The organism is Rhodoblastus acidophilus, from assembly GCF_900187365.1.
Classification (GTDB): domain Bacteria; phylum Pseudomonadota; class Alphaproteobacteria; order Rhizobiales; family Beijerinckiaceae; genus Rhodoblastus; species Rhodoblastus acidophilus.
Window position 1 is genome coordinate 1 of sequence record NZ_FYDG01000022.1, and the last position, 12,132, is coordinate 12,132.

Consider the following 12,132-nt stretch of genomic DNA (forward strand, 5'->3'; position numbering starts at 1 on the left):
TCGGTCGCCGGCGTCGGCGAAATGTTGGCGCACCGCAAATTTGCAGGCGCGGTTCGCCATATCGTCCACATCATGCGCGTCCCGCGTAACCGCCGGAGAAAAACAAAAAAGCTACGTAGTGGGCCCCAGGCGTCAAATAGACAGTCGAATCACAAAAAAACCCATCGGGAGATCCGATGGGCTTGTTTTGAGCGCCGCTGGCGAACGATTTGGGTTCGGTCAGATAAAGGCTAAGCCCCGGTTGCCGTCGAGCGCAAGTCGCCTGATCCGAGCGAGGCGACCGCGTTGACGTGCGACAATACGGGCGCGGCTTGTTTCGACGCGATTTTCTCGGTCGGGATCTCCAGATCAATCTCCAATGTGGACACGGCGCCTTCCTGTCCCATCGTGACCTTCAACGCGTCGGGAGCAATGTCGACATGCTTTGCGATGGTCGCGAGGATTTCGTCGCGAAGGATTGTTACGAGGTTGCCCGGTCCAAGCGACATCCGTTCGTGCGCGAGCAGAATCTGCAGGCGTTCGCGCGCAACCGGCGCGGTGCCGCGTGTCTTGAACATGGAGAACAGGCTCATGCCGCCCTCCGGCCGAGGATGCGATTGAGAAAGGACTTTTTCTCGCCGGGGATAAGCATGGGGACGGATTCGCCCATGATCCGACGTGCGGCTTCCTCGTAGGCGCGGCCGGCCTGGCTGGTCGATCCGTTCATGGTGATCGGCGCGCCCAGATTTGAAGCGCGCAGGATGTCTTCGCTCTCGGGAATGATTCCCAGCAGCGGAATAGACAGAATATCCAGCACATCGGCGACGCTGAGCATTTCGCCCCGGCTCGCCCGCGCCGCGTCGAAGCGGGTCAGCAACAGCTGCTTTTCCATGCGATGGCCCTGTTCGACGCGCAGCGTTTTGGAATCGAGCAGGCCGATGATGCGATCGGAATCGCGAACCGATGAAACCTCGGGGTTGGTCACGACAATCGCCTCGTCGGCGAAGCGCATGGCCAGCAGAGCGCCGCGCTCGATGCCTGCCGGACTGTCGCAAAGAACCCAGTCGAACATGCTGCGCAACTCGTCCACGACCCGGGCTACGCCTTCTTCCGTCAGCGCATCCTTGTCCCGAGTCTGCGACGCCGCCAGCAAGCTCAACGTGTCGATCCGCTTGTCGCGGATGAGCGCCTGGGTCAGCTTGGCGTCCCCGTTGGCGACATTGATCAGATCGTAGACGACCCGACGCTCGGCGCCCATGACGAGGTCGAGATTACGCAGTCCAACGTCGAAATCCACCACGCACACGCGCTTGCCGGTTTTCGCCAGCGCCGCCCCGAGCGCCGCCGTCGAGGTCGTTTTGCCTACGCCGCCCTTTCCAGACGTCACCACAACGACTTTGCTCATCGCACTCCCCTCTGAATTCAGTTCAAAATTCGAATCGCGAGTTCGCTTTCGACGAGGCGGACCTCGACGCTCTTGCCCTCAGCCTTCGGATCCATGCTCTCTGCGGTGACGTAGGCTCCACCCACGCAAAACAGCTCGGCGCGCGCCTCCGCGCAAAAAATGCGCGCATCCTGTATGCCGGAAACGCCGGCGAAGATGCGGCCCTGAACGGCCCCATAGACATGCACCGATCCGCCCGCGATCACTTCAGCGCCGGACGCCACGCGCCCAATGATGGTGATGTCGCCCGCCAAATTCGAGATCGTTTGTCCCGAACGGACCGGGGCGTCGATGATCAATGTCTGGCTGCACCCGGTATTGGGCGGCGTCGCCTTCGCCGGCTGCGGATCGGCGGGTTCCTGCTCGGCGGGCTGCTGGCTGACCGGCTCAGTTTGGGCAGGCGCCGGTTCCGGCTTGATTTCCACGCCGCCGGTCACGCTGGGAGGAAGGTGCGGGCCGACCAGGGTCGGGCTGGCGCCTTCCACGCCCATGACGCGGATATGGCGACGCGCCAGATCTCGCAGCAGGTCGCGATAATCCTTCAAGGCGATGTCGAGCACGGACAGGTCCAGAACGATCGGCTTGTTGGCGAAAAAGTTTGGGGACCGCGCCAGCCAGCCGTCGAGCGTCTCAAACCAATCGACCAAGGGCTCCACTGGCTGAAGCACGAAGGCGATCAGCGAGTGTGTCCGGAGGTTCAGCGTGGCGGAAGACCGCACATGGGCGTTCATCGATTCATCCCGTTGATGATCTGTTAACCATGACGGGCAATGGTTTACAAAAGATTAATATCGAGCCCTTCCGAACGCTTCATATGAGGAAAGCCGGGGATCTGGCGGATGCGGAACGTCCGCCAGCGCGCCGGCGAAAGCGGCCGGCGGACTGAGGCGACCTCGTGGCGCGGGAATCAACCCGGCCACGAGATTTGCGCGTCACCGCGACGGCTGAACGCTTTCGATGACATACATCCCGTCGGCGCCTCGCGTCAGGGTGAACGCGATTTTTGATCCCGCCTTCAACGCCGCGAGATCGACGCCGGGACCGACGCCAAAATCCATGGTCATGCCCGGCCAGCGCAAGGCGGCGACCGGTCCGTGGGTGATGTTCATCTTGCGGCCCGACGCGTCGATTGAATTGATCGTCCCCTGTCCCGTGGGTTTTTCCGCTTGCGCCAAGATGATCGTCTCGGCGGCGTGCGCAGGCGCAGTCGCCATGGGCGCCGTCGCTGCGGCGAGCGTCAAGGTGATCGCGGCGGTCCAATGAGCATGTTTCATTCGGTTCTCCTTTGTTAATCATTCGGCGGCGGTTCGCCCGCCGTGAAGCCGAAGGTCGGACGACTTAGCCTGACGCGGATCCGCCGCGCTCTCGCGCGGCAAGCCCCAGCCTTTCACCAGGTCATAGATGACGGGGATGACGATCAACGTCAGCAGCGTCGAAGACGCCATGCCGCCGATCATCGGCAGGCGATGCGCTGCATCACCTCGGAACCCGCGCCCGTGCTCCACATGATCGGGATCAGGCCCGCCATGATGGCGGCGAGCGTCATCATCTTTGGGCGCACACGCTCGACGGCGCCGCGCATGATCGCTTCGCGCAGGTCGCCCTTGGTGAAAGGCCTGCCGTCCTTCTCGCGCGCGGAAAACACCTCCTTTCGCGCGTGATCGAGATAAATCAGCATCACGACGCCGGTTTCGGCGGCGACGCCGGCCAGCGCGATGAAGCCGACGGCGACCGCCACCGACATGTTGAAGCCGAGAAACCACATCAGCCAGACGCCGCCGATCAGCGCGAACGGCAAGGAGGTCATCACGATCAGGGTTTCGGTGAGGCTGCGGAAGTTGAGATAGAGCAGCAGCAGGATCGCCAGCAGCGTGACCGGGACGACGACGCGCATCCGTTCCGCCGCGCGCTCCATATATTCGAATTGCCCGCTCCAGGCCGCATAGGCGCCGGGCGGGAATTTGACCGATTGCGCCACGGCGTTGCGCGCCTCCGCGACATAGGAGCCGATGTCGCGGTCGCGCACGTCGACATAGACGTAGGCCGCGAGCTGGCCGTTTTCCGTGCGGATCGACGTCGGGCCGCGCGCGAGTTGGACTTTGGCGACGTCGGCCAGCGGCGTCGTCCCACCATTCGGCAGCGGAATGAGCACGTCGCTGCCGATCGCCTGCGGCGAGGAGCGGAAGTCGCGGGGATAGCGGATGTTCACGCCGTAACGCTCGCGCCCCTCCACCGTGGTCGTGACCGTCTCGCCGCCGAGCGCCGTGGCGATCACGTCCTGCAAATCGCCGATGCTCAGGCCATAGCGCGCCAGCGCCGCGCGGTCGGGGACCACTTCGAGGTAATAGCCCCCGATGATGCGCTCGGCATAGGCGCTCGACGTGCCCGGCACGGCTTTCAACACGGTTTCGACCTGCCGGGCCAACCCCTCGATTTCTGCGAGGTCGCGCCCGAAAATTTTCACGCCGACGGGCGTGCGTATGCCGGTCGAGAGCATGTCGAGCCGGCCTTTGATCGGCATGGTCCAGGCGTTGGAGACGCCGGGAAATTGCAGCGCGGCATCCATTTCGGCGATCAGTTTGTCGATGGTCAGGCCGGGGCGCCATTGCGCCTTGTCTTTCAGCTGGATCACCGTCTCGAACATTTCCGTGGGCGCGGGATCGGTGGCGCTGTTGGCGCGGCCGGCCTTGCCATAGGCGGTTTCGACCTCCGGAAAACTCTTGATGATGCGGTCCTGGGTTTGCAGCAGTTCGGCGGCCTTGGTGACCGACAGGCCCGGCAGCGTCGTCGGCATGTATAACAGCGCGCCTTCGTTGAGCGTCGGCATGAATTCGCTGCCGATTTTTTGCGCTGGGAGCGCGGTGGCGGCGAGGATGGCGAGCGCCAGAACAATGGTGACGGCTCGTGTGCGTAAAACCGTGGCGATCACCGGGCGGTACAGCCAGATCAGCAGGCGATTGATCGGGTTTTTCGCCTCGGGAACGATTTTGCCGCGCACGAAAATGACCATGAGCGCCGGGACCAGAGTCACCGATAGGAAGGCGGCCGCCGCCATCGAAAACGTCTTGGTGTAGGCGAGCGGGCTGAACAGCCGGCCCTCCTGCGCCTCCAGCGAAAAGATCGGCAGGAACGAGACGGTGATGACCAGCAGGCTGAAGAACAGCGCCGGGCCGACTTCGCTCGCCGCCTCGACGAGGATGTCCAGGCGAGGTTTTCCGGGCGGGGCGCGCTCGAGATGCTTGTGGGCGTTCTCGATCATCACGATGGCCGCGTCCACCATCGCGCCGATGGCGATGGCGATGCCGCCGAGACTCATGATGTTGGCGCCAAGACCAAGCGCCTTCATCGCCGCGAAGGCCATGAGCACGCCGACCGGCAGCATGACAATGGCGACCAGGGCGCTGCGCACATGCAGCAGAAAGACCATGCACACCAGCGCGACGATGACGCTTTCCTCGGTCAGCGTATGCTTCAAGGTCTCGATGGCGGCGAGGATGAGTTGCGACCGGTCGTAAACGGGCAGGATTTCGACGCCCTTTGGCAGGCTCGGCGCCAGTTGCGCCAGCGCCGCCTTGATGTGGTCGATCACGTTCAGCGCGTTGGCGCCATAACGCTGCAGCGCGACGCCGCTCGCAACCTCGCCGTCGCCGTTGAGTTCGGCGATGCCGCGCCGCTCGTCGGGGCCAATCTCGACATGGGCGACATCCTTGAGCAGCAGGGGCGTGCCGCCGTCGGATTTCAGCACGATCTGCTCGAGGTCGGGAACGCCGCGCAGATAGCCGCGCCCGCGCACGATGAATTCGAACTCCGACAGCTCCACGCTGCGCCCGCCGACGTCGGCGTTGTTGGCGCGGATCGCGTCGCGGATTTTTTGCAGCGGAATGTTCAGCGCCTTGAGCCGGCTGGGATCGACCACGACATTATATTGCTTGACGAAACCGCCCACGCTGGCGACTTCGGCCACGCCTTCGGCCTTGGCGAGGCCGTAGCGCAACGTCCAGTCCTGAAGCGAACGCAGTTCGGCCAGCGTCATCTGCTTGGCGACGACGGCATATTGATAGACCCAGCCGACGCCGGTCGCATCCGGCCCCAGCGTGGGCGTGACCCCTGCCGGCAACTTGCTCCCCGCCGCGCCCATGAATTCCAGCACGCGCGAGCGCGCCCAGTACAGGTCGGTCCCGTCCTCGAAAATGATGTAGACGAAGGAGACGCCAAAGAACGAGAAGCCGCGCACCACCTTGGATTTGGGCACGGTCAGCATGGCGCTGGCGAGCGGATAGGTGACCTGGTCTTCGACCACCTGCGGCGCCTGGCCGGGATAATCGGTGGCGACGATGACCTGCACATCCGACAGATCGGGGAGCGCGTCGAGCGGCAGCGTTCTAACCGCATAAACGCCGGCGGCGACAAAAAACGCCGTTGCGATGCAGATCAGGACGAGATTGCGCGCCGACCAGGCGATGACGCGGGCGATCATTTCGTCTCTCCCGTCAAACCCTTCAGCGCCGTCTTGAGATTGCTTTCGGCGTCGATGAGGAAATTGGCCGAGGTCACCACCTTGTCGCCCTCGGCGACGCCTTCGCGGATTTCGACCTCGCCGTCGCCGCGCCGTCCGGTCTTCACCTGGCGCGGCTCGAAGCGGCCGTCCCCAAGGTCGAGCAGCACCAGTTGCTTCAATCCGGAGTCGATGACGGCGCTGTCCGGAACCGTGACCACCTTGCCGCCCTCGTCGGCCGCGATTTCCGCATCGACATACATGTCAGGCTTGAGCGCCAGCTCCGGGTTCTGCAATTCGACGCGGACGCGCGCGGTTCGGGTTTCCTTATTGATCTGCGGATAAACGAGGCTGACCACGCCGGAGAAGGCGCGGTCGGTCATGCCGCGCGCCTGTATCGACACTTTCTGGCCGGGCTTGATCCGTGCGCTGTCGCGCTCGGGAACATCGACCAGCGCCCAGACCGAGGTCATGTCGACGATCTTGAACAATTGCTGACCGGGATCGGCTTTCATGCCTTCGACAGCGTTGCGCTCGAACAGGATGCCGTCGCGGGGCGCCCGCCATTCCACGCTGAGCGGGATCTTCCGGCTGCGGTCCCATGGGATTGCGGTAATAGAGAATGCGTTTTTTCGCCGGCGCGTGGTTCAACGGCGGCAGGGCGGTCAGGTCCGCCGCGCGCACCGGCAGAAAATCCATGCCCATGCTGTCTTGCTTCGGCGTCTTGGACACGTCCAGTCCGCCCATGGGATCGCGATAAAACAGCACCGCATCGTCTGAGGCCTGGCGCCGGAGATCAGTTGGACATGAGGGATGAGAGGCGCGACCGCATAGGCGCAGCCCGCCGCGAGCGCAAGCGCGCCCGCAAAGCGATAAGAGACGATCATGATGTGGAACTCCCGGCCGGCGAACCGGCTCTAAGCGAAAAGACGCGCGCCATCTCTCGTCTCAACACGAGCGCAGGCGCTTGTTTTCAGCTTCAGGCGATGGGAGGTCTGAGGTCCGGCGCGACGGCGCGACTGGAAAGTCCGGCGTCATTGACCGCGGGCGCGATGGATAGAGCGAGACTGCGGAGTTTGACCGAACTGGCGGGAGGGGCGACCGGCGCCAGAACCGCGCAGGCGCCCATGACGCAGCACTCGGGCAATGCGCCGTGATCGTCCGCGTCGCCGTGGCTGGCCTGCCCATCCAGCGTCATGGCCGCCTGCATTTCCGGGCAGCAGTGATGACGACTTTTGGCGAACGCCGCCGTCTATCCCGCAGCGAGCAGGCCTACGAGAGCCAGAACGGAAAGAATGGGACGGAACCAGTGCGCCACGGTTTCAGCTCGCCAGAGTGAGGCATAGTATAACCATCGACGGCGTCGTTGTCAGGCCCTCCTGGGCCTTATTGTCGCGTCGCCTCCAGTCGCAAAGAATTGACTGGGAAAATTCCGCCGCCAATCTGCGATCTTGCCGGGATGGCGGCGGCGCGGCTCCCGCGCGATCTTGCGCGGGTCATGAACTTGCGCGACAAGAGGCGATGAACGCCAATGTGTCAAGCGCCAAGCCGCTGTTTTCCTATCGCAAATATTGGGCGCACCGCTTTGGCGTGGCGCCTTTCCTGCCGATGTCGCGGGTTGAGATGGAGGCGCTGGGCTGGGATTCCTGCGATATCATCCTGGTGACCGGGGACGCCTATATCGACCATCCCAGTTTCGGCATGGCCATCATCGGCCGCCTGCTGGAAGCGCAGGGGTTTCGCGTCGGCATCATTTGCCAGCCCGATTGGAGCAGCGCGGACGCCTTCAAAACTCTGGGAAAACCCAATCTGTTCTGGGGAGTGACCGCGGGCAACATGGATTCCATGGTCAACCGCTACACCTCCGACCGCAAAATCCGCCGCGACGACAATTACACCGCCGGCGGCGAGGGCGGCAAACGGCCGGATCGCGCGGTCATCGTCTATGCCCAGCGCTGCCGCGAGGCTTTTCCGAAAATTCCGATCGTCATTGGCGGCATCGAGGCCTCGCTACGCCGCATCGCCCATTACGATTACTGGTCGGACAAGGTCCGGCGCTCCGTTCTGGTGGATTCCAAGGCCGACCTGCTGCTCTACGGCAATGCCGAGCGCGCCTTGGTCGAAACCGCCCACCGTCTCGCCAAGAACGGGCTTGATCAGGACTTTTCCGACATTCGCGGCCTCGCTTTCCTGCGCGACGCCGCGCCGGAAGGCTGGACCGAGGCCCATGCCGACGATCTCGACGGCGACGAAGGCGTGCATGAAAAGGGCGAGAAGGTCGTCGTGCGCCTGCCCGCCTTCGAGCAGGTCTCGGCCGACCCGGAATATTACGCCCGCGCGTCGCGCGTGCTGCACCGCGAGAGCAATCCCGGCAACGCGCGCCCGCTGATTCAGCGGCACGGGAACAAGGAGGTTTGGCTCACGCCGCCGCCGATTCCGCTGACCACGCCGGAAATGGATGGGGTTTACGGCCTGCCTTACGCCCGCGCGCCGCATCCCGCCTATGAGGGACGCAAAATCCCGGCTTGGGAGATGATCCGGCATTCCGTGACCATCATGCGCGGCTGTTTCGGCGGCTGTTCGTTCTGCTCCATCACCGAGCATGAAGGCCGGGTGATTCAGAGCCGGTCGGAACAGTCGATCCTCAAGGAAATCGAGGACATTCGCGACAAGACCGAAGGCTTTACCGGCGTCATTTCCGATGTCGGCGGCCCCACCGCCAACATGTACCGCATGGCCTGCAAGGACAAGCAGACCGAGAGTGTCTGCCGGCGGCTGTCCTGCGTGTTTCCCGAGGTCTGCAAGAACCTGAACACCAGCCATGACGCGCTGATCCAGCTCTACCGCAAGGCGCGCGAGATCAAGGGCGTGAAAAAGGTCTTCGTGGCTTCGGGCGTGCGTTACGACCTCGCGGTGAAAAGCCCCGCCTATGTCAAGGAATTGGTGGCGCACCATGTCGGCGGCTATCTCAAGATCGCGCCGGAACATACGGAAGAAGGCCCGCTGTCGAAGATGATGAAGCCGGGCATCGGCGCCTATGACCGGTTCAAGGAGCTGTTCGACCGCGCCGCCCGCGAGGCGAAGAAGGAATATTTTCTCATTCCCTATTTCATCGCGGCGCATCCGGGCACGACCGATGAAGACATGATGAACCTCGCGCTCTGGCTCAAGCGCAACAAATACCGCGCCGATCAGGTTCAGACCTACCTGCCGTCGCCGATGGCGCTCTCCACCGCCATGTATCATTCCGGCTTCAATCCGCTCAAACCGGTGCGGCGCGGCGCCTCCGAAGCCGTGGACGCCATCAAGGGCTTGCGTCAGCGCCGGCTGCACAAGGCGTTCCTGCGCTATCACGATCCCGAAAACTGGCCGCTGCTGCGCGAGGCGCTGAAGGCCATGGGCCGCGCCGATCTGATCGGCCCGGGCAAGCACCAGCTCGTGCCCAACTGGCAGCCGGCGGGAACAGGCGGAAAGGAAGGGGCGCGAGACGGGGCGCGCCCGCGTCAAAGGAACGGCAAGGCGCGGAAATTCCTAACCAAGGGCGTGATTTAACGCCTTTGCGTTCACGCCCGTTCACCGCGTCTCCGCCAAGCCGCGCCTTGACGCCAAGTGCCGCCAACCCTACGTTTCGTGCAACTGGACGCGCCCAAGATTCGCGCCTTCTTCCCCCAGCGAGGTTCTCATGTCGACTGTCAAAGTCACCGACGCCACTTTCGAAACGGACGTTCTGCAATCGGCCGAGCCGGTGGTGGTGGATTTCTGGGCGGAGTGGTGCGGCCCGTGCAAGATGATCGGGCCGTCGCTCGAAGACCTCTCCAAGGAATATGCCGGCAAGGTGAAGATCGCCAAGGTCAATGTCGACGAGAACCCGGGCATCGCGGGTAAGCTTGGCATCCGCTCCATCCCGACGCTGATGCTGTTCAAGGCCGGCAAAGTCGCCTCGCAGAAGGTCGGCGCCGCGCCGAAGGGCGAACTCGCCAAATGGATCAGCGCCGGCCTTTGACCGGACGCGCCTGAAACGGGCCGCTCGTTCGCGAGCGGCCCTTTGTCTCACTTGCGTTTCACGGCGAACCCCCCGCCCGCCTGACAGGTCGGCATCAATTCGAGATGGTTGATGTTGACATGCGGCGGCAGCGACACCAGCCACGCCACGGTTTCGGCGATGTCGTCCGGCGTCAGGGATTGCGTGCCCTGATAGACCGCCGCAGCCTTCGAGGCGTCGCCCGCGAAGCGCACCAGCGAAAATTCGGAGCCATCGACCATGCCCGGTTCGATGTCGGTGGCGCGGACATTATAGCCGGCGAGATCGCTGCGCAGGTTTTGCGTGAACTGGCGCACAAAAGCTTTGGTTCCGCCATAGACATGGCCGCCGGGATAGGCGTAGGCGCCGGCGACAGAGCCGAGATTGATCACCAGCCCGTCATTGCGCGCCACCATTTGCGGCAGCACCGCGCGCGTCATGTGCGCCAGACCGTTGATGTTGGTGGCGATCATCTGATCCCAGTCTTTCAGATCGGCCTCCCAGGCTGGGCCGAGGCCGAGCGCGAGGCCCGCATTGTTCACGAGCACGTCGATCTCGCGCCAGTTTTCCGGCAGCGACGCTACGAAATCGGCGATCGCCGCCGTGTCCGTCATGTCGAGACGCCGCGGCAGCAGGTTCGGCCCCAGCTCCGCCGCCAGTTTTTCCAGCCGTTCGAAGCGCCTTCCGGTGGCGATGACCCGATGTCCGTCGCGGATGGAGCGCCGCGCGATGGCTTCGCCGAAACCGGCTGTCGCGCCGGTGACTAAAACGGTTTTCATGAGGATATCCTTGGTTGAAGGGGAAACTCACCAAACGCCAGGAATCAGCCGCCATGGCGTTCGCGCGCGAAACGCGTCGTAGTCGGCGCCGAATTGCGACGACAGCAGGTTTTCCTCCGCTTTGATCCGCGCGAGCAGCGGCGGGATCAGGCACGCGGCCAGCGCGACGCCTATGCCGGAGCGAAAGGCCAGCGCCCAGCCGAGCGAACTGACGAGCAGGCCGAGATAGGAGGGATGGCGGACGACGCTGTAAAGCCCGGTGGTCTGCAGGCGATGCCCTGGCTGGATCGCGACCAACCCGCTGAACCTATGCCCGAGCACAGCCACCGGCCACAGCCGCAACGCTCCGCCCAGAGCGAACAGCGCAACGCCGAACCAGCGAACGCCGTCGCCGCCGAATGTGGAAATCTCGCGCGCGTCGTCAAGAGGCGGAACCGCCGCCAGGGCGAGGCCGACCACGGCGAAGACGGGCAGAACCCAGCGATTGCCGCGATCCTCGCGCTCGCCCGCGCTCAGGTTGCCGCCAACGAACAGGGCCGCGAGCGTCAGCACGGCATAGACGAGTCCAAGACAGGCCAGCGCGGGATTGGACAGAAAAGCGTCCAGGCCCCGCGCCCAAATAACAAAAATGCCGTAGAGCGCCCCACTCGCAAGAATGAAGAGCGCTTGTCCCACGTTCACCCCATCATCGACGGGCAACCCGCGCAGCCGCCTCCGGGGCCGGGCGAGCACATGGGCGGCGCATCGTCGCCGCCCTTGGCCGGCGAAGCGATCAGCGACAATTGCTGCTCAAGCTCCACCGCGCCGCAGGACGGACATTCCGGCTGCTCGCCGGAGCGAACCAGCGTCTGAAACGTGGCGCCGCACTTCTTGCATTCATAGCTGTAAATCGGCATCGGACTCCCGCCAGCAAACAACAAAGACTTTTAAACCAGATAGCAGCGCCTCCGCGGATTTCAACTGCGCTTTGCAGTCCGCGCGCCATTGTCGGGGCGCACGGCGGGTCTGCCGGCCGGCGCGATCAATCGGGCGTCTTGCGCCGCGTGACCCAGGCGAGCGCGGCTTTGACCTTCGTTTCAATCCACCGATTGGCCTTTTCCGCCGCCGGAAAATCGAGCGCGAGAAGCGACAAGCCAACGGGGATCATCCAGAAGCCGACGACAGGCAGGAAGCCGACGATTCCCGCAAGGACCAGCGCGATCCCGACGGGAATCCGCAACCAGCGTTGGCGCGGATGACGCAATTTTTCCAGCCACGCTGCAAACCATCTGCTTTCCATGGATCACACACGCCCTCTCGCGCCACGCGGGGCCGGAGCTGGCGCGCCGGCCTCGCCTCGGCCTTTTTGCTCAGACCGCCTTAGCGCGTCGGCTGAATTCGGCTTCGTGGCCCCTGGCGCGGTCGCTGAGACGTT

General features: G+C 63.8%; 13 protein-coding genes and 1 pseudogene. 3 read left to right on the plus strand and 11 right to left on the minus strand.

Going from position 1 to position 12,132, the window contains the following annotated elements:
* On the plus strand, positions 1 to 234 hold a 234-nt coding region (locus CFB24_RS23440; protein WP_210190747.1), incomplete at its 5' end, for a hypothetical protein.
* Here the strand turns inward: CFB24_RS23440 and minE are convergent.
* From minE to CFB24_RS20075, 7 genes and pseudogenes are all read right to left on the minus strand, one after another.
* Positions 231 to 572 carry a cell division topological specificity factor MinE gene (gene minE / locus CFB24_RS20045; RefSeq protein WP_088522408.1) on the minus strand — a complete coding sequence of 114 codons (342 nt, stop codon included), beginning with the start codon at positions 570 to 572 and terminating at the stop codon, positions 231 to 233. The two genes, CFB24_RS23440 and minE, sit on opposite strands and share 4 nt — an antisense overlap.
* Positions 569 to 1,384, minus strand: coding sequence for a septum site-determining protein MinD (gene minD / locus CFB24_RS20050; protein WP_088522409.1), 816 nt, complete (start codon positions 1,382 to 1,384; stop codon positions 569 to 571). The genes minE and minD overlap by 4 nt, the downstream gene beginning before the upstream one ends.
* Positions 1,385 to 1,401: 17 nt before the next feature.
* On the minus strand, positions 1,402 to 2,154 hold the full coding sequence (gene minC / locus CFB24_RS20055; RefSeq protein ID WP_088522410.1) for a septum site-determining protein MinC: 753 nt from the start codon (positions 2,152 to 2,154) through the stop codon (positions 1,402 to 1,404).
* A 201-nt stretch (positions 2,155 to 2,355) separates the two neighbouring features.
* Entirely contained in the window at positions 2,356 to 2,697 is a 342-nt protein-coding gene (locus tag CFB24_RS20060; RefSeq protein ID WP_088522411.1) for a copper-binding protein, read from the minus strand.
* Between the two features lie 18 nt (positions 2,698 to 2,715).
* Positions 2,716 to 5,900 (minus strand): annotated as a pseudogene (locus tag CFB24_RS20065) (efflux RND transporter permease subunit).
* The gene (locus tag CFB24_RS20070) at positions 5,897 to 6,490 is read right to left on the minus strand and encodes an efflux RND transporter periplasmic adaptor subunit (RefSeq protein ID WP_338064201.1); all 594 of its coding nucleotides are present in this window, start codon (positions 6,488 to 6,490) and stop codon (positions 5,897 to 5,899) included. Before CFB24_RS20070 ends, CFB24_RS20065 begins: the two are co-directional and overlap by 4 nt.
* A gap of 407 nt (positions 6,491 to 6,897) precedes the next feature.
* Entirely contained in the window at positions 6,898 to 7,116 is a 219-nt protein-coding gene (locus CFB24_RS20075; protein WP_141098529.1) for a hypothetical protein, read from the minus strand.
* Between the two features lie 410 nt (positions 7,117 to 7,526).
* Here CFB24_RS20075 and CFB24_RS20080 point away from each other — a divergent pair, with 410 nt between their 5' ends.
* Together CFB24_RS20080 and trxA are read left to right on the plus strand one after the other, a co-directional pair.
* On the plus strand, positions 7,527 to 9,470 hold the full coding sequence (locus tag CFB24_RS20080; RefSeq protein ID WP_244593341.1) for a YgiQ family radical SAM protein: 1,944 nt from the start codon (positions 7,527 to 7,529) through the stop codon (positions 9,468 to 9,470).
* Between the two features lie 130 nt (positions 9,471 to 9,600).
* On the plus strand, positions 9,601 to 9,921 hold the full coding sequence (gene trxA, locus CFB24_RS20085) for a thioredoxin (protein ID WP_088522415.1): 321 nt from the start codon (positions 9,601 to 9,603) through the stop codon (positions 9,919 to 9,921).
* Between the two features lie 47 nt (positions 9,922 to 9,968).
* Here trxA and CFB24_RS20090 read toward each other — a convergent pair whose 3' ends face one another.
* The 4 genes from CFB24_RS20090 to CFB24_RS20105 form a co-directional block, all read right to left on the minus strand.
* Positions 9,969 to 10,718 carry an SDR family oxidoreductase gene (locus CFB24_RS20090; RefSeq protein ID WP_088522416.1) on the minus strand — a complete coding sequence of 250 codons (750 nt, stop codon included), beginning with the start codon at positions 10,716 to 10,718 and terminating at the stop codon, positions 9,969 to 9,971.
* A gap of 27 nt (positions 10,719 to 10,745) precedes the next feature.
* Positions 10,746 to 11,393, minus strand: coding sequence for a methyltransferase family protein (locus tag CFB24_RS20095; RefSeq protein ID WP_244593338.1), 648 nt, complete (start codon positions 11,391 to 11,393; stop codon positions 10,746 to 10,748).
* 2 nt (positions 11,394 to 11,395) lie between these two features.
* A complete protein-coding gene (locus CFB24_RS20100; RefSeq protein ID WP_088522418.1) occupies positions 11,396 to 11,614 on the minus strand; it encodes an FmdB family zinc ribbon protein in 219 nt (72 codons plus the stop codon).
* 125 nt (positions 11,615 to 11,739) lie between these two features.
* Positions 11,740 to 11,997, minus strand: coding sequence for a PGPGW domain-containing protein (locus CFB24_RS20105; protein ID WP_088522419.1), 258 nt, complete (start codon positions 11,995 to 11,997; stop codon positions 11,740 to 11,742).
* Positions 11,998 to 12,132 lie beyond the last annotated feature (135 nt).

Coding starts and splice junctions, on each gene's coding strand:
- CFB24_RS20100 (WP_088522418.1), bottom strand. CDS start 11,614: ATGCCGATTTACAGCTATGAATGCAAGAAGTGCGGCGCCACGTTTCAG.
- CFB24_RS20075 (WP_141098529.1), bottom strand. CDS start 7,116: ATGACGCTGGATGGGCAGGCCAGCCACGGCGACGCGGACGATCACGGC.
- CFB24_RS20090 (WP_088522416.1), bottom strand. CDS start 10,718: ATGAAAACCGTTTTAGTCACCGGCGCGACAGCCGGTTTCGGCGAAGCC.
- CFB24_RS20105 (WP_088522419.1), bottom strand. CDS start 11,997: ATGGAAAGCAGATGGTTTGCAGCGTGGCTGGAAAAATTGCGTCATCCG.
- CFB24_RS20060 (WP_088522411.1), bottom strand. CDS start 2,697: ATGAAACATGCTCATTGGACCGCCGCGATCACCTTGACGCTCGCCGCA.
- minC (WP_088522410.1), bottom strand. CDS start 2,154: ATGAACGCCCATGTGCGGTCTTCCGCCACGCTGAACCTCCGGACACAC.
- minD (WP_088522409.1), bottom strand. CDS start 1,384: ATGAGCAAAGTCGTTGTGGTGACGTCTGGAAAGGGCGGCGTAGGCAAA.
- trxA (WP_088522415.1), top strand. CDS start 9,601: ATGTCGACTGTCAAAGTCACCGACGCCACTTTCGAAACGGACGTTCTG.
- minE (WP_088522408.1), bottom strand. CDS start 572: ATGAGCCTGTTCTCCATGTTCAAGACACGCGGCACCGCGCCGGTTGCG.
- CFB24_RS20080 (WP_244593341.1), top strand. CDS start 7,527: ATGTCGCGGGTTGAGATGGAGGCGCTGGGCTGGGATTCCTGCGATATC.